25 protein-coding genes are annotated in these 24,880 nt (G+C 42.3%); 14 read left to right on the forward strand and 11 right to left on the reverse strand.

The annotated features are described in order from the left end of the window. Positions 1–7 precede the first annotated feature (7 nt). The 6 genes from rplP (at position 8) to NH153_RS03665 (ending at position 2,902) form a co-directional block, all read left to right on the forward strand. Positions 8–421 (forward strand): 50S ribosomal protein L16, encoded by a 414-nt coding sequence (rplP, locus tag NH153_RS03640; RefSeq protein ID WP_036974208.1) that lies wholly within the window; start codon positions 8–10, stop codon positions 419–421. Continuing rightward, positions 421–612, forward strand: coding sequence for a 50S ribosomal protein L29 (gene rpmC / locus NH153_RS03645; protein WP_054552371.1), 192 nt, complete (start codon positions 421–423; stop codon positions 610–612). Before rplP ends, rpmC begins: the two co-directional genes overlap by 1 nt. Beyond that, positions 612–869, forward strand: a complete 258-nt coding sequence (gene rpsQ / locus NH153_RS03650) for a 30S ribosomal protein S17 (RefSeq protein ID WP_063701050.1) — start codon at positions 612–614, stop codon at positions 867–869. Before rpmC ends, rpsQ begins: the two co-directional genes overlap by 1 nt. A gap of 289 nt (positions 870–1,158) precedes the next feature. Next, a complete protein-coding gene (locus tag NH153_RS03655) occupies positions 1,159–1,884 on the forward strand; it encodes a hypothetical protein (protein ID WP_138625212.1) in 726 nt (241 codons plus the stop codon). A gap of 66 nt (positions 1,885–1,950) precedes the next feature. After that, positions 1,951–2,241 carry a hypothetical protein gene (locus tag NH153_RS03660; protein ID WP_063701055.1) on the forward strand — a complete coding sequence of 97 codons (291 nt, stop codon included), beginning with the start codon at positions 1,951–1,953 and terminating at the stop codon, positions 2,239–2,241. A 70-nt stretch (positions 2,242–2,311) separates the two neighbouring features. Continuing rightward, entirely contained in the window at positions 2,312–2,902 is a 591-nt protein-coding gene (locus tag NH153_RS03665; RefSeq protein WP_063701057.1) for a glycosyltransferase family 29 protein, read from the forward strand. A gap of 43 nt (positions 2,903–2,945) precedes the next feature. On the opposite strand, the gene NH153_RS03670 is transcribed toward NH153_RS03665, so the two are convergent. Beyond that, positions 2,946–4,586: an endonuclease gene (locus tag NH153_RS03670; RefSeq protein ID WP_063701059.1), complete on the reverse strand. Its 1,641-nt coding sequence runs from the start codon at positions 4,584–4,586 to the stop codon at positions 2,946–2,948. Positions 4,587–4,933: 347 nt separating this feature from the next. On the opposite strand from NH153_RS03670, the gene NH153_RS03675 reads away from it, so the two are divergent. From NH153_RS03675 to NH153_RS03695, 5 genes are all read left to right on the forward strand, one after another. Then, positions 4,934–6,751 carry an assimilatory sulfite reductase (NADPH) flavoprotein subunit gene (locus NH153_RS03675; protein ID WP_063701061.1) on the forward strand — a complete coding sequence of 606 codons (1,818 nt, stop codon included), beginning with the start codon at positions 4,934–4,936 and terminating at the stop codon, positions 6,749–6,751. A gap of 48 nt (positions 6,752–6,799) precedes the next feature. Then, positions 6,800–8,497 carry an assimilatory sulfite reductase (NADPH) hemoprotein subunit gene (cysI, locus tag NH153_RS03680; RefSeq protein WP_063701064.1) on the forward strand — a complete coding sequence of 566 codons (1,698 nt, stop codon included), beginning with the start codon at positions 6,800–6,802 and terminating at the stop codon, positions 8,495–8,497. Between the two features lie 38 nt (positions 8,498–8,535). Then, positions 8,536–9,276 carry a phosphoadenylyl-sulfate reductase gene (locus NH153_RS03685; RefSeq protein WP_063701066.1) on the forward strand — a complete coding sequence of 247 codons (741 nt, stop codon included), beginning with the start codon at positions 8,536–8,538 and terminating at the stop codon, positions 9,274–9,276. 100 nt (positions 9,277–9,376) lie between these two features. Continuing rightward, on the forward strand, positions 9,377–10,105 hold the full coding sequence (locus NH153_RS03690; RefSeq protein ID WP_063701068.1) for a substrate-binding periplasmic protein: 729 nt from the start codon (positions 9,377–9,379) through the stop codon (positions 10,103–10,105). A 12-nt stretch (positions 10,106–10,117) separates the two neighbouring features. Next, positions 10,118–10,660 carry a DUF4124 domain-containing protein gene (locus tag NH153_RS03695; RefSeq protein ID WP_082873982.1) on the forward strand — a complete coding sequence of 181 codons (543 nt, stop codon included), beginning with the start codon at positions 10,118–10,120 and terminating at the stop codon, positions 10,658–10,660. On the opposite strand, the gene NH153_RS03700 is transcribed toward NH153_RS03695, so the two are convergent. From NH153_RS03700 to NH153_RS03720, 5 genes are all read right to left on the reverse strand, one after another. After that, the gene (locus NH153_RS03700) at positions 10,657–10,902 is read right to left on the reverse strand and encodes a hypothetical protein (RefSeq protein ID WP_063701070.1); all 246 of its coding nucleotides are present in this window, start codon (positions 10,900–10,902) and stop codon (positions 10,657–10,659) included. The two genes, NH153_RS03695 and NH153_RS03700, sit on opposite strands and share 4 nt — an antisense overlap. An 81-nt stretch (positions 10,903–10,983) precedes the next feature. Continuing rightward, on the reverse strand, positions 10,984–11,871 hold the full coding sequence (locus tag NH153_RS03705; protein ID WP_063701072.1) for a DUF4097 family beta strand repeat-containing protein: 888 nt from the start codon (positions 11,869–11,871) through the stop codon (positions 10,984–10,986). A 351-nt stretch (positions 11,872–12,222) separates the two neighbouring features. After that, the gene (gene acnA, locus NH153_RS03710) at positions 12,223–14,973 is read right to left on the reverse strand and encodes an aconitate hydratase AcnA (protein ID WP_063701074.1); all 2,751 of its coding nucleotides are present in this window, start codon (positions 14,971–14,973) and stop codon (positions 12,223–12,225) included. A 219-nt stretch (positions 14,974–15,192) separates the two neighbouring features. Further along, a complete protein-coding gene (locus NH153_RS03715) occupies positions 15,193–15,612 on the reverse strand; it encodes a hypothetical protein (RefSeq protein ID WP_063701076.1) in 420 nt (139 codons plus the stop codon). A 70-nt stretch (positions 15,613–15,682) separates the two neighbouring features. Then, positions 15,683–16,057: an RNA-binding S4 domain-containing protein gene (locus NH153_RS03720; protein ID WP_054563502.1), complete on the reverse strand. Its 375-nt coding sequence runs from the start codon at positions 16,055–16,057 to the stop codon at positions 15,683–15,685. Between the two features lie 236 nt (positions 16,058–16,293). Between NH153_RS03720 and NH153_RS03725 the strand changes: the two genes are divergently transcribed. Then, positions 16,294–16,581, forward strand: coding sequence for a hypothetical protein (locus NH153_RS03725; protein ID WP_054552385.1), 288 nt, complete (start codon positions 16,294–16,296; stop codon positions 16,579–16,581). 57 nt (positions 16,582–16,638) lie between these two features. After that, positions 16,639–17,301: a hypothetical protein gene (locus NH153_RS03730; protein ID WP_063701078.1), complete on the forward strand. Its 663-nt coding sequence runs from the start codon at positions 16,639–16,641 to the stop codon at positions 17,299–17,301. Here NH153_RS03730 and NH153_RS03735 read toward each other — a convergent pair. From NH153_RS03735 to glnA, 5 genes are all read right to left on the reverse strand, one after another. Further along, positions 17,298–17,756 carry a cyclic nucleotide-binding domain-containing protein gene (locus NH153_RS03735; protein ID WP_063701080.1) on the reverse strand — a complete coding sequence of 153 codons (459 nt, stop codon included), beginning with the start codon at positions 17,754–17,756 and terminating at the stop codon, positions 17,298–17,300. The genes NH153_RS03730 and NH153_RS03735 overlap by 4 nt on opposite strands. A gap of 25 nt (positions 17,757–17,781) precedes the next feature. Further along, positions 17,782–19,167 carry a nitrogen regulation protein NR(I) gene (ntrC, locus tag NH153_RS03740; RefSeq protein ID WP_063701083.1) on the reverse strand — a complete coding sequence of 462 codons (1,386 nt, stop codon included), beginning with the start codon at positions 19,165–19,167 and terminating at the stop codon, positions 17,782–17,784. Positions 19,168–19,185: 18 nt separating this feature from the next. Further along, complete coding sequence (gene glnL, locus NH153_RS03745; protein ID WP_063701086.1) at positions 19,186–20,256, reverse strand: nitrogen regulation protein NR(II); 1,071 nt, start codon at positions 20,254–20,256, stop codon at positions 19,186–19,188. Between the two features lie 80 nt (positions 20,257–20,336). Continuing rightward, positions 20,337–20,858 (reverse strand): DUF4124 domain-containing protein, encoded by a 522-nt coding sequence (locus NH153_RS03750; protein WP_240494349.1) that lies wholly within the window; start codon positions 20,856–20,858, stop codon positions 20,337–20,339. Positions 20,859–20,988: 130 nt separating this feature from the next. Continuing rightward, a complete protein-coding gene (gene glnA, locus NH153_RS03755; RefSeq protein WP_063701091.1) occupies positions 20,989–22,395 on the reverse strand; it encodes a glutamate--ammonia ligase in 1,407 nt (468 codons plus the stop codon). Between the two features lie 507 nt (positions 22,396–22,902). On the opposite strand from glnA, the gene typA reads away from it, so the two are divergent. Next, positions 22,903–24,726 carry a translational GTPase TypA gene (gene typA / locus NH153_RS03765; RefSeq protein ID WP_063701096.1) on the forward strand — a complete coding sequence of 608 codons (1,824 nt, stop codon included), beginning with the start codon at positions 22,903–22,905 and terminating at the stop codon, positions 24,724–24,726. Positions 24,727–24,880: the final 154 nt, after the last annotated feature.

Consider the following 24,880-nt stretch of genomic DNA (forward strand, 5'->3'; position numbering starts at 1 on the left):
GCGAGTAATGTTACAGCCAAAACGTACAAAATTCCGTAAAATGCACAAAGGCCGCAACCGCGGTTTAGCGCAAAACGGTAACAAAGTAAGCTTCGGTACTTTCGGTTTGAAAGCTACTGGCCGTGGCCGTATGACTGCTCGTCAAATCGAAGCAGCTCGTCGTGCTATGACACGTCACGTAAAGCGTCAAGGTAAAATCTGGATTCGTGTATTCCCAGATAAGCCAATTACGAACAAACCATTAGAAGTTCGTATGGGTAAAGGTAAAGGTTCTGTTGAATATTGGGTTGCTGAAATTCAACCTGGTAAAGTACTTTACGAAATGGAAGGTGTTTCTGAAGAGCTTGCTCGTGAAGCATTTAACCTTGCAGCGCGTAAATTACCATTCACAACAACTTTCGTAACTCGGACGGTGATGTAATGAAAGCTAGCGAACTAAAAGACAAAAGCGTAGAAGAGCTTAACGCTGAACTTCTAGGACTTCTTCGTGAGCAGTTTAACCTGCGCATGCAAGCAAGCACTGGTCAGTTAGCTCAGACACACACGCTAAGAACAGTACGTCGCGATATCGCGCGTGTAAAAACAGTTATTAACCAGAAGGCAGGTCAATAATGAGCGATAAAATCCGTACTCTTCAAGGCCGTGTAATCAGCGACAAGATGGATAAATCTTTCACTGTTGCTATCGCACGTTACGTGAAGCACCCAGTTTATGGGAAATTCATCAAACGTACGACTAAACTACACGTACATGACGAAAACAACACAGCTCAAGCTGGTGACGTAGTTACTATCCGTGAGTGTGCTCCTATTTCTAAGACTAAGTCTTGGACTTTAGTAGACGTTGTTGAACGTCCAAAGCAAGCTTAATTTTTAATTAAGTTTACTTACTAAAAAGCCCTGGCATTTGCTGGGGCTTTTTGTTTTTGAAATACAGCAAAAAGCGTTTAGCTGTCAGATGTCAGTCAAGCAATAGGGTTTGTTGCTGCATAGCTATAAAACCACATGTCACACCTCATGCTGAATCCAAACCATCTCAACGAACAGACTTAACCTAGAACCTTAAAACGTTACTCCCGTTAACTTGCTAACTCACCACTTTTTCTTATGAACTATTTCATTCACTTAACACTCTTAAAAATAAAAATGAGGCGCTTGAGTGTTAAAAGGGAATTACAAAGCATGGATCATCTCGATTACGCTACATGCTATGCTTTTATTGTTATTTGTTCGATATGGAAAGTCTGTGAAACTCCCCGCAGTCGCTGAACCGCCAAAAGTAATCAACGCGTATGTGAGTGTTGATTTAACTTCGTTACCTAGTTTACAGAAAACCCAAGACAAACCTTTACTGGAGCAACCGCAAGAAATAGTTGATGAGGCTAAGGCTTTACCGCAAAAAGAGGAAGCCGCTTATAGCAGCCCTAAGCAGAAAAGCGATGCTAAGGTCGTTGAACATTCAGTTAGTGAGCCCAAAGAAGTGACGAATAATAAGGTCATAAAGCCCAGTCAGACACCTGATAATTCAAAAACAACCGAAGTACCCTTTAAAAAACTCAACCCGTATGCGCCAATCCCAAAGCTTAATTTTGAAAATGGCTCTTCTAATTCGTCATTATTTGGGCAGGTTGAAGGGGCAAATAATAATTTGCCTGTAGGCAGGGTTTCAGTGCCTGCACAATTAACGGTTTCTGATAAAGCAACCGTCGTTTGGCAGAGTGGTGATGGTAGCAAGCGTATCGAGGTGTTAAATGGTATGTGTTATGGCATAGATTTTAACTCGGTGTTTGGTAAATCTGGGGTGCCAAGCGGATCGCCCAGACCCTGTGAAGACAAAGAGGCTAAGTTATTTAAAGACATTATGAATAAGTGGAGTAAAAAGTAATAATAAAACACTTTACCTCAACTTAACTTGAGCTTTTAAAGTGGCGTTTTTAAAAAGGACGCTACAATGAATCTATTAGAAAATTATCTGTTAAGTCTGCAAGTTAATACTTATAACACGTCGATTTCTCAAGTTATCGAAATACAAACGCGTATCTGGCAGTCGATCCATTCAGGTTCTAGCTATGCACAAGCGATGTTAGAGGTATTAGAAGTGGTAAATCACTCACCACAGCAGCAACATCAAGCTCTGTTAAAACAGGTGTTACAGCTTCTTGGCTATAGCGCCCAATCTCAAGTTGATAATCACTTGCTGATTGCACATAAGCGCTTTTCACATGTATTAAGCTTATCATGAACTGTCATTAGCAGGTCATAAAGTTTAGGTGAAATAAGGTCGTTTTAAGGATAAAACGGAGTTTTGCATTATGCATGAGCCGCCACAGATAATTATTCTAGGTAATGGTCCGATTAATACCGAGCTTGCTGAGCAGGTCGATAATTGTCCATCTGTTGTGCGTTTTAATCGCTGTGCAGCAATGCCTGCGCACCTAGGTAAGCGTTGCACAGATCTATGGTTATTGGGGCGAGGGAGGCAGGCGCAAAGTTTACTTGAACAGCCACTTGTTATGCCGCTTGAAGGACTTAACAAGATTATGGTCACTGATCCTGCGCCAAACTTATTCATGCAGCAACTATTCAAACTGATCCGTCGTCATGGCCGACTTGATCATGGTGACGCTTTGTTTAATTACTATGGCACAGGCTTGCAGCAAGAACGATTAACCCAGCAATTTCGCCAATCACTGCTTGCGTACCTACTAACGTTAGGACCGACAATACATAAGCCATATTGCCCAAGTTCAGGTACTTTAGCGATTGCTCACTACCTTAAATTGTTTTCAAAAGTGCATATAGCAGGTTTTGGTTTTCAGGGCTGGAAGCGTCATCCGTGGCATTTAGAAAAGCGCTATGTGGCAGAGTTAATTGACGAAAACAAAGTCGTTGTGCTTGATTAAAAAAAGGCACTTAGCCGAAACTAAGCGCCTTGGCTTAACGAAGTTACCAAATCATTTCTACAAATTCTGGGTGATCCACAAATGGGTTGCGGTTACCTTGATGTTCATAAGCTGCTTGGTTACGGTCAAGCTCTAATTGGCTAACAGGGTCCGCGTTATGCCATTTTAATAACATAGCAACGACCCAGTTCTCAAAGACCTGATCAGATGAACCATTTAATACAGCATTACTGTAGGTTGTGTTGTTTTGCCATGAGCCAATCACATTTTCATAGCGTGTTGCCATATAGAAATACGCTCTTGCAAAGTCACCTTTAAATTCATCAATAGGTTCAAAAACCGTTCCTGAGTAATTTAATGAGCTAGCAGCGCTGCCTAATTTGCTGCCGTTACTAGAGGTGTAGCTTGCACTACCTACTTCACCAAATGGGTAGTTACTGCGTTTTGAATTCACATAACCATCAGTGGCGAAAATGTGATGTACGTCAGAGTTCATTGGCTCAACTGTTCCACCAAACCAACTTTTCGGGAAAGAATGCTCACGGTTGTAGCAATCTGCTTCGCTGTTGTATGTCCCACATTGGTCGCTCACAGCAACATAGTTGTAGCTATCTTGGCCTGCAGGGTTTTCTGAATAACGGTCTAAAATAGAGTTGTCGTTTTCAAAATACTTATCGCGTGAAGCAACATCGTAAAAGCTCCAAATCGCAGAATAGCCTTGTGAGTTGTGATCTTTAATGATGTTGTATAACTCTGTTTTCAGTGCATAACCACTAAGGCCTTGCGTTGTAACATAGTATCCCGTTGGCTCTGTTGGGGTTGTACCACCACCGTCACCGCCGCCTGAGCTATCACCCAAAGTAAACGGCGTTGCCTCTGAGCTTTGGAAACTTGCACCACTGGCAAGGACTGTTTGACCTAAAGAAAGGCTGTAACTGCCATTGCCGAATGAGCAGCAAATGCCATCGCCATAGCTATCAAAAATCGTAAAAGTATAGTCACCATCCGTTAAACACGCTTGCTCACTGTACTGAGTATTTGCAGCATAGCTACCGCCTGATGCTACTGCACTACCTTGGCTATTGGTGATTTGCCAGCTGGTTTCTTCACCATAGTTATCGGTAGTGAGCGTTAAAGATATTTGGTTATCTGCGCAGCTGCCCGTAGGAGGTGGGGTTGAGCCAGTGCTTGGTGCAAAGTTATCGACATACACTACTTCACTGCCATCAAAGCCTGTTACATCGTAAAAGCGCAGGCCAACACTAATTGACGTGGTAGCAGAGGCCGTGTACTGGTAACTGATTTGTTGCCATTGATTAATTAATGCCGAATTAGAATAGCCCTGATAGCCATCAACCACTAAACGTGCTTTTACGCCACCTTCTGTATGGTAAACCCAAGTAGAAAACTCATAGCTTTCACCCGCCACTACATCCACTAACTGTAGTAAGTCGGTATTACTTTGCGTGCCAGTATTAACCACGACTTGCGCTGAGTAATTGCCTGAGTAAACCACATTGCTATTAGCACTAAGGCTTATACCGCTATCTATGGTGCTCCAGCTGGCAGGGTTGTTTGCTGACCAGTTTTCGAAGTCGGCATTATTAACATTTGCCAATGTTGAACTCGCTAAACACAGTAAGCTACTGGCTAGCATGTATTTTTTACATGTCCCGTGTGACATTATCGTTTCCTTTTTATATTTTAATAGTTTTTGCTGTTCTCAAAATGAACACAGCGAGTATAGGCTAATTGGCTTATGTTGCAATAATGTTAATTAATAAAAGTTTCTTATTTGGGGATTCATACTTCTAACATGTTTTTTTTGGATAAATACTAAATTAATAACTAAATGGAATATCAAAGCAGATTCTATTCTTTTTTAATCGCCTCAGACCTCGTTATTCTTCACGCTCAGATAAACCTTTAAAGCATTTCTATTGGGTCTTTAAAGTCGAAAAAATTGTTCGCGAAATGATGGTAGCAAGTTCGTTTCGCAGTTAACTTTTCAGGGTTACGAGGAATAAATTCATGTTGTTAAGTCAACTAAATGCAGCGGCGAGTCCGCTATCGCAAGAGCAAGTACAGAAGCTGCAAGGCTTAGTGGCTGAACTTAATCCAATTCAGCAAGCGTGGGTAAGTGGTTATTTAGCCGCTAACGCAAACGCAGGCGCATTAGCCGGTGGTGTTGCCGCCGCTCCAGCTGCGGGTGATGCTGCACCGCTAACTATTTTATACGGCTCGCAAACGGGTAACGCTAAAGGCGTGGCGAGCAAGTTAAAAGAACAAGCAGAGTCACGTGGTCTATCGGTTAAGCTAGTCAACATGGCTGACTACAAGCCAACTGCCCTGAAAAAAGAAAAGTTCATCACGGTTGTTGTTTCAACTTACGGTGAGGGTGAGCCACCTGAAGATGCTGAAAGCCTGCATGAGTTTTTAGCGACTAAAAAAGCACCAAAACTAGATGGTGTTAAAGTTGCTGTGATTGGGTTAGGTGACTCAAGCTACGAATTCTTCTGCCAAACAGCAAAAGATTTTGAAGAGCGTTTTAACAAGCTTGGCGCAGAAACTATTTTCCAGCGTGCCGACTTAGATGTTGATTACGATGATGAAGCTGCTAAGTGGATTGATGGTGCACTTGATGCGTTTGAACCTGATCTTAAAGCGCAGCAACAAGCAAGCGGTGGTCAAGTTGTGGCTATGCCATCATTTGGTGCAGCGGCACCAGCAGCAAGCCAATACACCAAGCAAAACCCATTTGCTGCAGAGCTAAGCGTTGTGCAAAAAATTACCGGTCGTGATTCAACCAAAGATGTGCGTCATGTTGAAATTTCATTAGAAGGTTCAGACATTACCTATACACCGGGTGATTCGCTAGGCGTTTACTTCTTAAATGACGAAGCACTTGTTGATGAAGTACTTACGCTTACTCAAATTGATGCATCTAGCACGGTTAAACTCGGCGATGAAGAGCTAAGTATTCGTGATGCATTAATCGAAAAATTAGAATTAACTCAGTCATATCCAGGTTTTGTTGAAAAATATGCAACAGCAACTGGCAATCCTGAATTATTAAAGTTAGTTGAAGATAAAGCGGCAATGCGTGAGTACATCGAACCTCGCCAAATCTTCGATATTATTCGTCAAAACCCAGCTCAGCTGGAAGCGCAAACCTTAGTAGACTGCTTACGTAAATTACAAGCACGTTTATATTCGATTGCATCTAGCCAAGCTGAAGTTGAAGAAGAAGTTCACTTAACGGTGGGTCTGGTTGAGTTTGATGCATTTGGCAGCGAGCACTTAGGTGGGTGTTCTGGTTATTTAGCACGTCGTGCTGAAGAAGGCTGTAAAGTAAAAGTATTCAGCGAGCACAACGATAATTTCCGTTTACCGGCTAATGATGAAACGCCAATTATCATGGTAGGTCCGGGTACGGGTATTGCCCCATTCCGTGCGTTTTTACAAGAGCGTGATGCGCGTGAAGCAAGTGGTAAAAACTGGTTATTCTTTGGTAACCCACACTTTACTCAAGACTTCTTATATCAAGTTGAAATTCAAGGTTACTTGAAGTCAGGTTTACTGACTAAAGTGGATGTGGCGTTTAGCCGTGACCAAGCGGAAAAAGTATATGTTCAAGACAAACTTCGCAAAAACAGCCAAGAAGTATTTGCTTGGTTAGAAGCGGGTGCTCATTTCTATATCTGTGGTGATGCAAACCGTATGGCGAAAGATGTTCATCAGGCGCTTGTAGACATTATCAAAGAAAATAGCGGCAAAGATGATGAACAAGCTGAGCAATATTTAAAAGATTTACGTAGCGCAAATCGCTATCAGAAAGACGTGTACTAATCACGTTTAAAGCTAACAGCCGTCACTGTAAAAAATTTAGGAAATACCATGAGCGAACAAGACAAAAACGTAAAGCTTTCTGATAACGAGCGTTTGAAAAGAGAAAGTAACTTTTTACGTGGCACCATTGAGCAAGATTTAAAAGACGAGATCACCGGTGGTTTCACTGCTGATAACTTCCAACTGATCCGTTTCCACGGCATGTACCAGCAAGATGACCGTGACATTCGCCCTGAGCGCGCTAAACAAAAATTAGAGCCGTTACATAATGTTATGTTACGTGCTCGTATGCCTGGCGGTATCATCAAGCCAGAGCAATGGTTAGCGATTGATAAGTTTGCAGAAGAGAAAACCAGCTATGGCAGTATTCGTTTAACCACGCGTCAAACGTTCCAGTTCCATGGTGTGCTTAAGCCAAATATTAAAGGCATGCATCAAATGCTCAATAGCGTGGGCATTGACTCAATTGCAACGGCGGGCGACGTAAACCGAAACGTATTATGTACAACGAACCCAGTTGAATCTGAGCTTCACCAAGAAGCGTACGAGTGGGCAGCGAAGATCTCTGAGCACCTATTACCAAAAACTAAAGCATACGCTGAAATTTGGTTAGATGGTGAAAAGAGTGAAACCACAGAAGAGCCAATTTTAGGTTCAACTTACTTACCACGTAAGTTTAAAACCACAGTAACAATTCCACCGAACAATGAGGTGGATGTGCATGCGAACGACTTAAACTTTGTTGCAATTGCAGAAAATGGCAAGTTAGTTGGTTTTAACGTGTTAGTGGGTGGTGGTCTTGCGATGACTCACGGTGATACCGCAACGTATCCTCGTAAAGCGGATGACTTTGGTTTCATTCCACTTGAGCACACCTTGAAAATTGCTGAACACGTGGTGTCTGTACAACGTGATTGGGGTAACCGCTCAAACCGTAAAAATGCAAAAACTAAGTACACACTTGACCGTGTAGGTTCTGATGTATTTAAAGCTGAAGTTGAAAAACGTGCCGGTGTTCAATTTGAACAGAGCCGCCCATATGAGTTCACTCACCGCGGTGACCGTATCGGTTGGGTTGAAGGTATTGATGGTAAGCACCATTTAACGCTGTTTATCCAAAGTGGTCGTATTTTAGATTACCCAAATCAACCTCTTAAAACAGGCTGCCGTAAAATTGCGGAAATTCACCAAGGTGATTTCCGTATGACAGCAAACCAAAACTTGATCATCGCAGGTGTTCCAGCTGATCAAAAAGCGGTAATCGAAGAGATCGCTCGTAACCATGGCTTAATTGATGACAGCCATACAGAGCAGCGTAAAAACTCAATGGCGTGTGTGGCATTACCAACGTGTCCGTTAGCGATGGCAGAAGCTGAGCGTTATTTACCAAGCTTAATTGAGAAAACAGAAGCGCTATTAGCGAAACATGGTATTGGCGATGACAACATCATTATGCGTGTTGTGGGTTGTCCGAATGGCTGTGGCCGCGCAATGTTGGCAGAAGCGGGTCTGGTTGGTAAAGGTCCAGGAAAATACAACGTGTACTTAGGTGGTAACCGTGAAGGCACGCGTATTCCAAAACTGTATTTAGAAAATGTTGGCGAAGACGTATACCTAGACGCATTCGATAAGCTAATTGGCCAATGGGCAAGTGAGCGTAATGAAGGCGAGTGTTTTGGTGATTTTGTAATTCGCAAAGGCATTGTTGCTGAAGTTAAAGTTTCAGTAACTGATTTTCACGCATAATTTTATAAGCGACACTGCTTTAAGGTTTGGAATTAACCATGAGTGAATTTAAAAACATCTTAACGATGAGCAAAGAAGACCAAACAGCTATGTTGGCTGATATTAATGGTCTTCTGGCTGATAAAAGCGCAGAGGAGCGTGTTGCGTGGGCACTTGAAAACTTACCAAGCACGCACTTTTTGTCGTCGAGTTTTGGTATTCAAGCGGCGGTGATGTTGCATTTAGTGACATCGCAGCAGCCAGATATTCCTGTGGTACTGACTGACACTGGTTATTTGTTCCCAGAAACCTATCAGTTCATCGAGCAAATGACGGAGCGACTTTCGCTTAATCTTAAAGTGTATAAAGCTGAGCTTAGCCCGGCGTGGCAAGAAGCGAAGTTTGGTAAACTTTGGGAACAAGGTGAAGCCGGTATTAAGCAGTACAATCAACTGAATAAAGTTGAGCCAATGACCCGTGCTTTAAACGAGCTTGAAGCGGGTACGTGGTTTAGTGGTTTGCGCCGTGATCAATCATCTAGTCGAGCTGACAAGCAAATTGTTGAAATCAGCCGTGGTACTGTGAAAGTGTATCCACTTATTGAGTGGAACAACCGCGATATTTACCAGTATCTAACTAAGCATGATTTGCCGTATCACCCACTTTGGGAGCAAGGTTATGTATCTATGGGCGATGTTCATACAACCCGTAAACTTGAGCCTGGTATGACAGAAGAAGAGACTCGTTTCTTCGGTTTAAACCGTGAATGTGGCTTACATATTGATGGTGACGGTATCTAATCCTAAATTCCTATCAGAATTTTCGTAAAGCGCAACCTAGGTTGCGCTTTTTTTGTGCTATTTATATACAATCCCTGGCTCAATTTTATGAGAGAAAATTATGAGTCGTGCTGTTGTTTTTTTATTATTGCTTTTAATTGCGCCTTTAGTGCGAGCAGAAACGTTACAGGTTGCGCTGTATGACACGGATTATCCCCCTTATCATTTTGCTGACAGTGGCCATAAAGGACTTGTTGATGAGCTATTAACTCGTTTTGCTGAAAAATATAATCACGATATTCAATACATGCTGGTACCCGAGGTGCGTTCACAGCATTTACTTGATGCAGGTAAAGTCGATGTACGCTTAGAGTCTGAGCAATGGTATCGTGGACATAAGCAATACTATTGGAGTGATAGTATCGCTGTTGTAGAAGATATTTTAGTGATGCCCAGTGGTTGTCATATTCCAGCGATTGATAAGTTAGGCGGCTATGTGTTGATGGCCCGTTTTGGTTATACCTACCCGCAATTTGAAGCATTGTTTGCATCAGGTAAGTTGCACCGCGAAGACTTTTACTCTGAAATAGATATGCTGAAGGCTTTAGTTGATATGCAGCAAAATCAACGTGTTGCTGTTATCGCAAAAAACACACTGCAGTGGTATGCCTCAAAAAATAATGCCTTTAAAAAATTCACGGTAAGTGATTACAGTGTGGGCAAAGCGCCGATGCAATTACAGTTTGCTTACAATGAAAAAGGGAAGCGTATGAGCGAGCAATTTAATGAATTTATGAAAAATCTTAAATCATCCGGTGAATTTGCTAAGATTGAGAGTAACTACCAATAATCGGTAAATGGAATGATTAAGCGTTTTTGTTATCTTGCGGTTATGTTGCTACTGACCAGTGTTGCCCTGCTGTTTTACATTAAAAAGCCAGACGGAAAACCTTACCTAGAGCTGAGCATGTTCGAGCGTTACTCAGAAAAAGTAAGTGGTGATGTGAGTGATTTTGCTTCGCAAAGTGCCGATACACTTACCAGCCAAGCAAAAAAGCTCACTGAGAAGTTGAGCTTGAGCAAAGACGCAAATGCACCTGTCGTGGTGTATAAATGGCAAGATGAACATGGTCAGTGGCACTATGCTGATGCCCCTCACCCTAATTACGTTAGTACTGCGGTAAGTTTAGATCCTAACGACATAACTGTGTTACCGGCAGAGACATTTCAAGCTGATGAGAAGCAAGCAGCAACAGTTAAAACTAACGAAACATCTTCGGTGCTTGGGGTATACGACCCTAAAAATGTACAAAAGATGATGCAAGATGCTGAGCAAGTAAAACAGCTTATGGAGCAACGTAACAAGCAACTTGAGCAACAGCTCAAAGAGCAAGGTGGGAATTAGCTTTGCTTGTCCTGTGCTGTGAGATCGCTTTCCATTTTCATCAGTAAAATAGTGAGATAAATTTTGGTGGGCAAAGAGAACAGCACACCAACAGCAATGCACGCTGCGCTGATCATAATGCCATGCACACCCATGCTATCACCTAAGTAATTACCAGCTAATAAAGAATGCCCCAAAATAATTAGGCAAATACCTAAAATAATAAAGGTTTTTAAGATTCGAATGATGGTTTGTTCAGTCATACAAGCACCTCACTTTAGCCTTAATTAAAGTGTAGGTGCTGTTGTCATTAATAGGATTGTTCTAAATCAAGCAATTGTCGGTTATTTGTCCAATTTTACTGGGCCGTTGATGTTATCGATACTTAAATCACCGGAACCCGCTTCGATAATTGTGAGGCCGAGGGTGTCATTAACATAAATACTGCCAGAGCCATCGGTAATGGTAACCAGCCCTTTGATTTGTCTTACATCTATATCACCAGAGCCATCTTCGATAGTAAGCGCACCAGCCAATGTTTTAACGCTGATACTACCTGATTCATCAATAATACGTGCAGGGCCTTGGCTGTTTTCGATGCGGATATCACCAGAGTCATCTTCAATATCAATACGCCCTTGGCCTTGGTCTATCATAATTGAGCCAGAATCGTCTTCAATGCTGATATTGCCGCTGACATTGCTAATGCGTATATCGCCCGAGTCATCATCAATATTAATAGTGCGACCCCCTTCGATCACAATTGATCCTGAGTCATCATCAATGCTGATATCGTTTTGCATCGCACGTATCACGATATCACCTGAGTCATCATCGATATCTAGTTTAAGGTTACTAGGTACAGAGACAATTAAATCAATATGAGGTGATGAGCCACTGTAAAACGATAAGCTACCATTATTGAGCTTACTGATAAGCTCAGCCGTGTCGCCCTGCTTTTCGAGGGTTAGCGTATAAGTTTCATCGCCTTTAGCCGCATAGATATTAGCATTCACTGTGATAGCCGTGGCGTTGCTGTCGCCTTTGATGATCAGTGAACCGGCTTCAGCATCAATTTTTAATTCGCTGATATTGGCAGCGGATACGCTTAAGTCTTGTTGTTTTTGTTCTGCGATTTGACCCGGAGAGACATGAATAACACAGCCTGTTAATAATAAACTTGATGAGATGGCCGTTGCGCAAATTGCGCGTTTGAATGATGCAATAGTCATAGGGATTCCAAAATTATTATGGTTGTTATCTGGTTAGCAGTTGCAAACTATGGTCCAATTTTAACATGCTGATTTTTATGTGCTTTTCATTTTTTGTAAATAAGTGTGTTGCTCTAAACTGTAATTTATACCAATTCGCTTAATTAAGTGGTCTATTTTGAGGCAATAAAACCTCGTTGATAACAAGGCAAAAATTTCGTTATTTAGTTTGTTCTAAATCAGAAATTTTTAACGCAGGTAGCGACAGGTTTTATCCCTCAAAATGATTAAGTATTATTGCGGATTGGTATTACTGGTGTTTTAAACAAAAAAGGGGCTGAAAATTCAGCCCCTTAGTTAACTTAACAGCAATTACTGCTCAGCCAGCATATTACGCAGTACATACTGTAAAATACCGCCGTGTTTGTAGTAATCCCACTCTTTCGGGGTATCTATACGCACATCAACACTAAAGCTAATTTGTTTGCCTTCACTGTTGGTCGCAATCACACTGACTTCATTGGTTTTGTCATATAAGCCTTCAAAGTCGAATGACTCTTGACCCGTTAGACCCAATGACTCATAGCTCTCACCTTCTTTAAATTGTAGGGGTAAAACACCCATACCAATCAGGTTTGAACGGTGAATACGCTCATAGCTTTGTGCAATAACGGCTTTAACACCAAGTAAAAGTGAACCTTTAGCAGCCCAGTCGCGTGATGAGCCCGTGCCATATTCCGCACCCGCTAAAATAATCAGTGGCGTGCCATCTTGCTGATATTGCATCGCAGCATCATAAATGCTGGCAAGCTCATCGCTTGGCTGCATACGGGTCACACCGCCTTCGGTACCCGGTGCTAATAGATTACGTAAACGCACATTAGCAAAGGTACCTCGCATCATCACTTCGTGGTTACCACGACGCGAACCATACGAGTTAAATTGTGCTTTTTGCACACCGTGCTCTTGCAAGTAAAGACCTGCTGGGGCATCTGCTTTAATTGCACCTGCTGGCGAGATGTGGTCAGTGGTTACTGAGTCACCTAATTTTGCCAAACAGCGTGCACCACTAATACTCGGAATGCCTGGAGGCTCAATTTCCATACCATCAAAGAATGGCGCTTTTTTGATGTAGGTTGACGCATCATCCCAATCATAAAGTTTGCCATCAGGAATTTGAATTTTCTGCCATCGATCATCGCCTTGATACACATTGCCATAGCTTGATGCGAACATTTCTTTGGTCACGGTTTCACGGACGAGTTCGTTTACTTCACTAACACTTGGCCAAATATTTTTTAGATAAATGTCATTACCATTTGGGTCTTGCGCAAGCGGTTCGTTATACACGTCGATATCTGTACGACCCGCAATTGCGTATGCAACCACAAGGGGTGGTGAGGCTAAGAAGTTCATTTTCACATCTTGGTGAATACGGCCTTCAAAGTTACGGTTACCCGATAAAATAGAGCTGACAACCAGTTTATGCTTTTGAATTGCTTCACTGATTTCATCAGCTAAAGGCCCTGAGTTACCAATACAGGTTGTACAACCATAACCAACAAGGTTAAAGCCTAAGGCATCTAAATCATCCATCAAGTCGGCTTTTTTCAAGTAATCAGTCACTACTTGAGAGCCCGGAGCAAGTGAGGTTTTAACCCATGGCTTCACCTTTAAGCCTAATTGCTTGGCTTTTTTAGCCACTAAGCCTGCCGCTAAAATAACACTAGGGTTTGAAGTGTTTGTACAGCTCGTAATTGCAGCAATGACACACGCACCGTCTTTCAGCTCAAACTGTTCGCCTTTAAAATTAACTTTAGCCGCACCCATATATTGTGCTTCGTTTACTGGCTCATCAGGGTTGGTTGTTGGGCCTTCGTCTTCAATGCGCGCTTCTTGGGCATCGCTTTTATCACGGTGTTGCATGCGCTCATCTTGGAAGCCTTTCAAGTGCTCACCAATAATTTTACCTGCTTTGTCAAGGGCGATTCTATCTTGCGGGCGTTTAGGGCCTGCAAGACTCGGCACCACATCATCAAGGGATAACTCGAGTGTGTCTGTATAATGAGCTTCATCGCCAGGGTTACGCCACAAGCCTTGATGTTTTGCATAGTCCTCGATGAGTTTAAGTTGTTTGTCATCGCGGTTAGTTAAACGCAGGTAGCTAATGGTTTCATCATCAATTGGGAAAATACCGCAGGTTGCTCCATATTCTGGTGCCATGTTTGCGATAGTTGCACGGTCTGCAAGTGGTAAATCAGCAAGACCATCACCATAAAACTCAACAAATTTACCCACTACGCCATGCTTACGCAGCATTTCTGTGACGGTTAACACAAGGTCAGTTGCCGTTGTGCCTTCTGGTAGGCGACCATTGAGCTTAAAGCCAACGACTTGTGGAATGAGTAAGCTGATTGGTTGACCAAGCATTGCGGCTTCTGCTTCAATACCACCCACACCCCAGCCAAGTACCCCAAGACCATTGATCATGGTGGTGTGCGAATCGGTTCCGACTAGGGTATCTGGGTAAGCGAGTGATTTCCCATTTTTACTATCGTTAAATACCACACGGGCTAAATATTCTAAATTAACTTGGTGTACGATGCCGGTAGCGGGAGGTACGACCTTCAAGTTATCGAAGGCGGTTTGCCCCCAGCGTAAAAATTCGTAACGCTCTTTGTTGCGCTCATATTCAAGTTTCGCATTTAAGTCGAAAGAACCATCTTCACCGTAACCATCAACTTGCACAGAGTGATCAATTACCAGCTCAGCAGGTGACAATGGGTTTATCTTCGCAGGATCGCCACCGAGTTTTTCCATGGCATCACGCATCGCGGCTAAATCAACAATGGCGGGAACACCTGTAAAGTCTTGCATGACAACGCGAGCAGGCGTAAATGCGACTTCTGCAGATGGTTTAGCTTGTGGATCCCAGTTTAATAAGGCATCGATATCTTGCTTTTTAATATTGACGCCATCTTCATTGCGCAACAGGTTTTCAAGTAAGATTTTTAATGAGAATGGCAGACGTTTTGCTTTGTCGCCTAAACCTTGTAAAGAGTGAATATGATATTGCTCACCATTAATCGTAAGCTGTTTTTGGGTATCAAAACTGTTATTCATTATTTGCCCCTGTGGTTTGAGCAAGCAATTTGGCTTGCTTTGTTGTTTCCTTTTCGAAATAGACACAGTGTTATTGCAAACTTAATACCAGCTGAGATATTCATCTAGCTGATGAAAAAATATGCTATCTAATATAGTTGCTGCCGATGTGATTTATTTCAAGGGGGAGGGACAGATAAAAGGGTAGTTACTTTAAACTACCCTCATAAATAAGTGTTTTTAGTTGAGCCAATTTTGTTGTTTACCTTTATGGCTAATAAACAGTAATAGTAAGCCAATAACGATCACACACAGTGGCATTGCTAATGCGCTGGTACCAAACATGGCAAGGCTATCTATCACCACAAAATTATAATATTGCTGGACTAAGACAGCGATAAACGAGATTAAAAATAGCTCGCGCGCAAGCGCTTTTTTGGCGAGTAATAGAATGCTCGCGAAACTGGCTGCAAACACGGCTATCGCAAAGGCAGCCGTTGACCAGAGCGGGATGTCGCGGTATGCGGCTTGTTGTGCTTCAGGGAGTTGGCTAATCATTTCGGGTGTGATCAACAGCTGCATTACAAATGCAATGACACCTAAAAGATTCCACACAAGGGCTGCCCAAGCAAGTGGCTTGAGCCAAGCTGGAGGGTTCATAAATCACCTTTTATTGTTGTTATTATCACATTCAATTAAAGGTGATTTATGTTAACTAAGCAAGCTCTAGTTAACCAAAAGAGATAGGGCGACGGCCGGTTTTTTCGTCCACTTTTGGCTTTTTAGTACGTTTACGCTTTGATTTTTTTGGCGCTTCTTCAGCGCTTTGTGGTTGTGCTTTTTGTACTGGTTCTGGTGGGCGAGGATTTGGTGTTGCATCTTCGCTTAATGTCAGTTGGAACAGCTCACCATCAAATGCAAGCACGTCACCACTGTATAATTTTTTCCGTTTTATTGTACAAATTTCATAGTTAACCCCAACATAACCTTCACCAATTAAGGCTTTTGCTTGGCCGCCTGTTTCGACTAGGTCGAGCACTTTTAGCAAGTTACATAGCTCTATTGGCTCTTCTTCTAGTTCAATTTCGATGAAATCTTCGTTCATGTTGGTCTCTCTTAATTCAATCGCAGCCATTATAAAGCCTAGCACTCAATTGAACCAAGATTAAATTTTTAAGCTCTTCAAGCGGTTAAAATTTACAGCAATAAATAATCTGAAATTTTTACAAACAGTAAAAAAACTGCAGTATTTACTGGGTACACTGCGCGCGTTTGGAATTGGTGTACAAATTGCTAAATGCATGTCCGTTTCATTTTTTAATTCGTTCAGGAGAAGTTGTAATGGGCGTAAGAACAGCGCTAAGAAAAGAGTTAATGGGTTTGCAAGATTCGTCTCTGCTTGCTGCAGATGATGTGCGAGCTTTGTTAACACAAACAATTAAGTCTCAGCCTGAAAAGTCAGAACAAGGTTTTGCGTTAATTTCGCGATTTAATGATAATCATAGCCAGCTGAGTTCAGGGGAAACAAATAAAGAAAAGCTGCTCCAGCATCAAACCCACCGTTTATTTAAAGATATTCTATATACCCGTCAAAGTGTTAATAGTTGGCTAAAAAAACATCTTAATTAATTGATTTATTGTTTTTCTCACTTTAGACTACACCTGTAATCCAAAGTGAGAAAAACAATGAAAAGGATAATTTCAGCAGCCATATTTTTAATTTTGGCAGGTTGTCAGCAACCAACAGTCTACGTATACACTGAAAACCTTGATGAACAACAGCTGCTCACATTAGAGCAAGCTTTAACGAAGCAAAGCTTACCTTATGAATACACAAAGCTACCTATTCCTAGAGACTTTGCTGATGCAACCTTAATGTTATCGAGCGATAAAATTCTCACTCATGAAACCGAGCAACTTGCAGAAATTATGCAGAGGCTGGGTTATCAAGCTGAAATTAAATACACCACAGACGCTAATCACTTTTACAATCAAGGCAATATAGGTTTTTACTTACGAGCAAAAAATGGCTTAACCGGTTTTACTATGCCGGCTCGAGTCATCACAACCGGTTGCGTTGAGGATAAGTTTAATGGCCTTGCAGTTACATTTAGTGATAAACAGGCCGAGTTTAATCTAGCAAGTGGTAGACGAGTCTCATTGGAGTGGGATTACTTATACGGCTATTTAGTCATTTATTATAAAAACTATTCGCAAAGCTACAGCCATTTAACGCCAGAAGTGAGTACCCCATTTGGTATGAAACCATCAGATACCTATCGTTACACGGCACGCGTTAATAGCCCAAGTTGGTTAAATTGCTCATTACAAATTGTGTATATGGACTAACTACGCGACTCAAGGTATGTGCTTAACTTAGTAATGCGTTCACTCATGCCTTCGATGATGCGATCTTTAATTTTCTCGCGGATCACATTCGGTAAGCGGGTAAGTGCTTCAGGGGTGATAGCTAACAAAATGGTATCAACTTTTGCGCGTGCACTGGTACTGTGCTCGCGGTTATTGATAAAAGCACCTTCTCCGATAAATTCACCGGGTTCAATGGTGCCAAGTTCGAGTAAGTGGCTTTGTTTGAACACCATCAGTGAGCCGCTTAGCACAATATAAAGTCGTTTATCAGTATCGTATTGCTTGAAAACAGCGCGGCCTTGTTTGACTAAATACAAATGACTAAATGACTCTAACAACACCTGCCGTTCACTGAGAGAAAACTCTCTAAAGAACGACAACCTGTTAATGATTTCCATTTGTTTAATTAGTGGAATGTGCTCGATTAACTTCATTGACTCACATGGGTATAGCGCGAAATTAGCTAATATTGCGCTCTTTTAGCTTGCGGGTCAATGTATTGCGGCCCCAACCAATTTTCACCGCAGCTTCTTGCTTGTGCCCAGCACAATTGGCTAATGCCGTTTTAATCAAGCGAGTTTCAAGTTGTGCTTGAATGGCTGGCCAAATATTTTCTTTGCCTTGTTTAAGTTCCAGATTAAGCCATTGTTGAAATGCATCCAGCCAATCACCTTCTTGCTCAATGGGTGTGACAGCGACGATTTCTGGCGGTAAATCTTGTTCACTTATAAGCTCACCCGGCGCCATAACTGTTAACCAGCGACAGGTGTTCTCTAGTTGGCGCACGTTACCAGGCCAGTTAAATAAGCGCAGTTGCTCAGTGGCTTTAGGGCTTAAAATCTTGCTTTCAACTTGCAGCTCTTTGGCGCTTTTATGTAAAAAGTGCTGTGCCAGACGTTCAATATCTTCAGTACGCTCACGTAGTGCTGGTAAGCGTAAACGCACCACGTTTAGGCGATGAAATAAGTCGTCACGAAACTTGCCTTGTTTAACCAAGTCTTCGAGGTTTTGGTGCGTTGCCGCAATAATACGTACATCAACTTTAATACTTTGATGGCCGCCCACGCGGTAAAACTCACCATCGGCTAACACGCGTAACAAACGCGTTTGAACGTCGAGTGGCATATCCCCAATTTCATCTAAAAATAAAGTGCCACCATTCGCTTGTTCAAAGCGGCCTTTACGAATGCTGTCGGCTCCGGTGAATGCCCCTTTTTCGTGACCGAATAATTCTGACTCGACCAATTCTTTAGGAATGGCAGCCATATTCAGAGCAATAAACTGGTTTTCTTTACGAGGGCTGTGGTTATGCAGGGCACTAGCAACAAGCTCTTTACCTGTTCCCGACTCACCGTTAATCAGCACGCTCATGCTTGATGCTGATAATTTACCAATCGCGCGAAATACCTCTTGCATTGCAGGTGCTTCACCTATGATATGCGCATTGGTTTGTGGTGCTTGTTTGCGTTTAGTTTTCTTCGTTGAGTTAGCACGACAGGCGCTTTCTACCAGCGCAACAGCTTCGTCTAAATCGAACGGCTTAGCGAGGTACTCAAATGCCCCTTTTTGGAAGGCATTTACCGCAGAATCTAAGTCTGAGTGAGCGGTCATGATTATCACTGGTAAGCCAGGATTTTGCTCGGCAATGGTTTCAAGTAACGCCATGCCATCCATGCCAGGCATGCGCACATCGGATACCAGTACCGTTGGCTGGCTAAACTTTAATGCATTCAGCACGTCTTGTGCATTTGCATAGCTTTCAGTTTCAAATCCTGCACGTGCCAACGCTTTTTCTAATACAAAGCGGATAGAGGCATCATCATCAACTAACCAGACTGTTTTCATGACTACTCCAAAAAACCATTAATCCGTAAAAGGCAAATAGATATTAAATTCTGTATGGCCTGGCCAACTGTCACAATCAATGTGGCCATCATGTTGGTCAACCAAGGTTTGCGCTATGGATAAACCAAGCCCTGATCCATTTTCTTTATTGGTGATCATTGGGTAGAACAAGGTTTCACGTAAACTTTTGTCTATTCCCGGGCCGTTATCCGAAATTTGGATCAGCAAGGTTTTCTTCGGTGCCTTACCTGGTCGCCTGTGTTGATGGTTGATGCGGGTTTTTATTCTTATCTCGCCACCATCAACGAGTGCCTGTTGTGCATTACGAATAATGTTCAGTACCACTTGCTGGATTTTACCTTGGTCTATGTACACGCTCGGTATACTTGGATCGTAGTCTTTCACTAAAGTGATATTGGCATTGTTATCTAACATGCTCAGTTTAATCACTGACTCTAAGGCTTGGTGAATGTTGCCATAAGATTTATGTGGCAATTGATTCGGACCAAGCAAGCGGTCAACAAGCTCACGTAAACGGTCTGCTTGTTCAATGATTAATTCGGCACATTGATCTCGTTCTTGCTGATCAACCTCATACTGCAATAATTGCGCCGCTCCGCGAATTCCACCTAAAGGATTTTTAATTTCATGTGCTAAACCACGAATTAAATTACGTGCAGCTTGATATTGGTGCATTTGATTAGAGGCTTGATCGTGGCGAATTTCATCGTCCATTTGACGACATTCGAACAGAATATAATTGTCATCGTTGTTACTAATTCTGCGCGTACTAATGGTTAATTTCGCGTGGCGAGAATCAACGAACACCACGTCAGCCCTGTGCTGGTGGCAATCGACACCATCGAATAACGAATATTGGGCAATGCGTTTTAAGTCTATTGAGTGGTAATTAAATAGGTTATCGAACGGTTGGTTGATAATGCGTTTTGGACCTAAACCTAAAAGCTCACTGGCGCTATCGTTTGCATAAACCAGCTTAAAATCTCGGTCGAGTAAAATGACGGCAGTACTTAAATTTTTCCAAATACTGTCGAGTAATTCAGAATTAAAGTGTGTTTCACTGAGCATGATTGCACCATTTTAGTGCGTTGCGATTAAGTGCAGCTTAGCATACTCTTTTTACATTAAGAGACGTTATATCGAAAATTTTAGTTTCCGCCATAAATCGATGTTCTATGCATAAAAAAGGTGCTGACTGGGCTAACCGAAACGAGTTTATTATTCGCATCATAAAGTTTGGCTTGTAATGTGTGTTCACCTCGCTCGACCTCTCTTAGTGCAAAGGTCGTGCTATTACTTGGTGCACCATGGGCTGAGCCATCAAATAAAAGTTGTACTTTAAAGCCATTTTCGAAGCGAGGGCTAATGCGTGCAGTAACGTACACAGAGCCGGTATTTTCTCTTACGGTTGCTTCATTTGCTGGTGATGAAATACTGACGTTAAATTTGACTGGCATTGCGCTTGGGGCGCTATAAAGTATGCTGGTGTCGGTAGCTGGCATGGTCAGGTTTTGGGTGTTCATCTTTACTTCTGTCGCACCAGGTCGTGGTGTATCAGAAAATACTAAAACGCCGTTCTTATCTTTCCAAGAATAGACTTTTTGCGCTGCGCCATAGCTAAAAAAGCTTAGAAAAATCAGCGATAGTACCAATAAAGTTGTGCTTTTCACCCTGCAACCCTGCATTTTTTAATCTAACTAAAACTGTAGAGTAGAACCCGCTCAATTACCATTAAAAAAGCCCGCGGAGCGGGCTTGAGAACACACATTTATTATCTTTAGATAATTCTGCTACAGCGTATTACACGCTGTAGTACATTTCGAACTCAACTGGGTGAGTTGTCATGTTAAGTTTTTCAACTTCTTTGCCTTTTAGCGCGATGTAAGCATCGATTAGGTCATCAGTGAACACGCCGCCAGCTTTTAAGAACTCACGGTCAGCGTCAAGTGATGCTAGTGCTTCAGATAAAGAAGATGCAACTTGTGGGATCTCAGCTGCTTCTTCAGCAGGTAGATCGTATAAGTCTTTGTCCATTGCATCGCCAGGGTGGATCTTGTTTTTGATACCGTCAAGGCCAGCCATAAGCATTGCAGAGAACGCTAAGTATGGGTTAGCTGTTGGATCAGGGAAACGTACTTCGATACGACGTGCTTTAGCAGACGGTACCACTGGAATACGGATTGAAGCAGAACGGTTACGTGCAGAGTATGCAAGCATTACTGGTGCTTCGAAGCCAGGTACTAGGCGTTTGTATGAGTTAGTTGACGCGTTAGCGAATGCGTTGATTGCTTTAGCGTGCTTGATGATACCACCAATGTAGTAAAGTGCTTCTTCAGAAAGACCAGCGTACTTGTCACCAGCGAAGATGTTCACGCCATCTTTACCTAGTGATTGGTGACAGTGCATACCAGAACCGTTATCACCAACGATTGGCTTAGGCATGAAAGTCGCTGTTTTACCATATAAGTGAGCCATGTTATGGATAACATATTTCATCTCTTGGATTTCGTCAGCTTTTAATACCATTGTATTGAAGCGAGTTGCGATCTCATTTTGACCCGCAGTTGCTACTTCGTGGTGGTGAGCTTCTACAACTTGACCAAGTTCTTCAAGAACTAAACAAGTCGCTGAACGCCAATCTTGTGATGAATCAACAGGTGAACACGGGAAGTAACCGCCTTTAACACCTGGACGGTGACCTTTGTTGCCACCTTCGTAGTCTTTATCAGAGTTCCATGAAGCTTCGATGTCATCGATTTTGTACATTGAACCAGACATGTCTGATTTGTATTTAACGTCGTCAAATAGGAAGAACTCTGGCTCTGGACCAAATAAAACAGTGTCAGCAATACCAGTAGAACGCATGTACTCTTCAGCGCGTTTTGCAACAGAACGTGGGTCACGCTCGTAACCTTGAAGTGTTGAAGGTTCAACTACGTCACAACGGATGATTAGTGTTGCTTCTTCAGAAAATGGGTCCATTTTCGCAGACTCAGGAACAGGCATTAATACCATGTCTGATTCGTTGATACCTTTCCAACCAGCAATTGAAGAGCCGTCGAACATTTTTCCGTCTTCAAAAAAGTCTTCATTAACTTGATGATGAGGAATAGAAACATGCTGTTCTTTACCTTTAGTATCAGTAAAGCGTAAATCAATGAACTTAACGTCATTTTCTTTGATAAAATCTAAAACCGATTGTGACATGTGTCCTCCAATTGTTGGGTTTTATTTTTGCTGCATTATTGCTTTTGACTTATATAAGCTGGTTTCGTGCCATGTTTTTAACGCATTGTTTAGCCTTGTAAAAAGTAAACGCCTTCTGGTTTTGTTAACTTTTTTTGCACTAATTTGGTGCGTAAAAAGATCATTCTGGTGCGTAAAAAGTGCGACTGCGATTCGCACAATAATTGCGCATGCCAATTTGTCTGTTGTAAACACGATTTAGTGCCAAAATATGGTTCAAAAACTAAAATTTCGCCAGTTTTGAGTTCAGATTCACTTTAATTTTCATAAATTTGTCATTTATAAAACAGATACTTATAAAAAGCCTGAAGAAAGTTTATAAATTTATATTGGATAAACTTTCATCCATGCCATTATTAAGGGATAATATGCGCCCTTTTAAATCCTATGCTGGGACATCTGGTGAAAATGCAGGTGAGTGCGTAGATCTTGCAGGATCAATGAGATTCAATTTCTCTGAGAAAAAATATGAGCATCGAAAAGTTAAGAAATATAGCGATTATCGCCCACGTTGACCACGGTAAAACAACTCTGGTTGATAAACTGCTTGAGCAATCAGGCACATTAGAAACGCGCGGCGGTAACGAAGAGCGCGTAATGGACTCAAACGACATTGAGAAAGAGCGTGGTATTACCATTTTAGCTAAGAACACTGCTATCTCTTGGAACGACTACCATATCAATATCGTAGACACCCCAGGACACGCCGACTTCGGTGGTGAAGTAGAACGCGTACTTTCGATGGCTGACTCAGTATTACTACTTGTTGATGCTCAAGAAGGTCCAATGCCGCAAACGCGTTTCGTAACGCAAAAAGCATTCGCACAAGGTTTAACGCCGATTGTTGTAATCAACAAAATCGACAAACCAGGTGCACGTCCTGACTGGGTTATGGACCAAGTTTTCGACTTATTCGATAACCTAGGTGCAACTGACGAACAGTTAGACTTTAAAGTAATCTATGCATCAGCTATCAACGGCTGGGCAACAATGGATTTAGACGAGCCATCAGATAACATGGAACCAATGTTCCAGATGATCGTTGACGAAGTATCTCCACCGGATGCAGATCCTGAAGGTGCTTTCCAAATGCAAATTTCTCAGCTTGACTACAACTCATACATCGGTGTTATCGGTGTAGGTCGTATCAAGCGTGGTACTGTTCGTCCTAACCAACAGGTTACTGTTGTAAGCGCAGACGGTACTAAGCGTAACGGTAAAGTTGGCCAAGTAATGAGTTACTTAGGTCTTGAGCGTCATGAAGCAGAATCTGCTGGCGCGGGTGACATCATTGCAATCACAGGTCTTGGTGAGCTGAAAATCTCAGACACTATCTGTGATGTAAATACCGTTGAAGCATTACCACCGCTAAGCGTTGATGAGCCTACAGTAACAATGACGTTCTCTGTAAACACATCACCATTTGCTGGTAAAGAAGGTAAATTCGTAACTTCACGCAACATCCTTGAGCGTTTACAAGCTGAGCTTGTTCACAACGTTGCATTACGTGTTGAAGAAACTGACAACCCAGATAGCTTCCGTGTTTCAGGTCGTGGTGAGTTACACTTAGGTATCTTAATCGAGAACATGCGTCGTGAAGGTTACGAGCTTGCTGTATCTCGTCCACAAGTAATCCTTCGTGAAGTTGATGGTCAAAAAGAAGAGCCATACGAAACACTTACAATCGACTGTCAAGAAGAGCACCAAGGTTCTATCATGGAACAAATTGGTCTTCGTAAGGGTGAGCTAACTGACATGTCTCCAGATGGTAAAGGCCGTATTCGTATGGACTTTATGATCCCAAGCCGTGGCTTAATTGGTTTCCAAACTGAATTCATGACATTAACGTCAGGTTCTGGTCTTCTTTACCATACGTTCGATCACTACGGTCCGTACAAAGGCGGTACTATCGGTGCTCGTAAGAACGGTGTAATGATTGCTAACGCAACAGGTAAAGCACTGACTAACGCATTATTCAACCTTCAAGATCGTGGTAAGTTATTCATCGGTCACGGTGTTGAAGTTTACGAAGGTATGGTTATCGGTATCCACAGCCGTGATAACGACCTAACAGTAAACGCGCTTAAAGGTAAGCAGTTAACAAACGTACGTGCGTCTGGTACAGACGAAGCGCAAACGTTAACGCCACCACTAAACTACACGCTTGAGCAAGCGATTGAGTTCATCGATGATGACGAGTTAGTAGAAGTAACACCTGAGAGCATTCGTATTCGTAAACGTCACTTAACTGAAAGTGAGCGTAAACGTGCGAGCCGTGCAGCTAAAGACTAATAACGTCTTTCGCTTCGAAAAATGAGAACCGCCGTATTGAAAAATACGGCGGTTTTTTGTTTTAGCTTTCAAAAGAACGAGAGGTCAGATATTAGACATCAGTCGTTAGTTGATCGAAAGAGGCATTATTTTCGCAGTTGTAGAACTAAGCCAT

The sequence above is a fragment of the Pseudoalteromonas gelatinilytica genome, from assembly GCF_001641615.1.
Lineage (GTDB): Bacteria > Pseudomonadota > Gammaproteobacteria > Enterobacterales > Alteromonadaceae > Pseudoalteromonas > Pseudoalteromonas gelatinilytica.